The following is a 1,061-nucleotide window of genomic DNA, read 5'->3' as shown; positions in this document are numbered from 1 at the left end:
GTGGGCACAATTGGTCACGTCGATCATGGTAAAACCACGTTGACAGCTGCGATCGCGACTGTATTGTCGAAAAAATTCGGCGGCGAAGCAAAAGGCTACGATCAAATTGATAACGCGCCAGAAGAAAAAGCACGCGGTATCACGATCAACACCTCGCACGTTGAATACGAAACCGAAACCCGCCACTACGCACACGTAGACTGCCCAGGCCACGCCGACTATGTTAAAAACATGATCACCGGCGCAGCGCAAATGGACGGCGCGATTCTGGTTTGCTCCGCAGCAGACGGCCCAATGCCACAAACACGTGAGCACATCCTGTTGTCGCGTCAAGTTGGTGTTCCATACATCATCGTGTTCCTGAACAAAGCAGACATGGTTGATGATGCAGAACTGCTGGAACTGGTTGAAATGGAAGTGCGTGAGCTCCTCTCCAAATACGAATTCCCAGGCGACGACTTGCCTATCGTTAAAGGTTCGGCAAAACTGGCGCTGGAAGGCGACACAGGTCCATTGGGCGAACAAGCGATTCTGGCCCTGGCTAATGCACTCGACACCTACATCCCAACACCAGAACGCGCAGTTGACGGCGCATTCCTGTTGCCAGTAGAAGACGTGTTCTCGATCTCGGGTCGCGGTACAGTTGTTACCGGTCGTATCGAGCGCGGCATCATCAAAGTCGGCGAAGAAATCGAAATCGTTGGTATCCGTGATACCCAAAAAACCACCTGTACCGGTGTTGAAATGTTCCGCAAATTGCTGGATCAGGGTCAAGCTGGTGACAACGTTGGTGTATTGCTGCGCGGTACCAAACGTGAAGACGTGGAACGTGGTCAAGTTCTGGCAAAACCAGGTTCGATCAAACCGCACAAACATTTCACAGGCGAAATCTACGTTCTGTCGAAAGATGAAGGCGGCCGTCACACCCCATTCTTCAACAACTACCGTCCACAGTTCTACTTCCGTACAACGGACGTAACTGGTTCGATCGAGTTGCCGAAAGACAAAGAAATGGTGATGCCAGGCGATAACGTGTCGATCACAGTCATGCTGATCAACCC

The 1,061-nt window shown here is 51.6% G+C and carries 1 protein-coding gene; it reads left to right on the top strand.

The genetic code is table 11. From position 1 onward, the window contains the following. On the top strand, window positions 1-1,061 hold a 1,061-nt coding region (tuf, locus tag DBR37_RS17095; RefSeq protein WP_233588418.1), incomplete at both ends, for an elongation factor Tu.

The sequence above is a fragment of the Herminiimonas sp. KBW02 genome (assembly GCF_003852535.1).
In the GTDB taxonomy this organism is placed as follows: Bacteria; Pseudomonadota; Gammaproteobacteria; order Burkholderiales; family Burkholderiaceae_D; genus Oxalicibacterium.
Note: the sequence above shows the minus strand (reverse complement) of the source record. Positions and strands in the feature narration are given on the sequence as shown.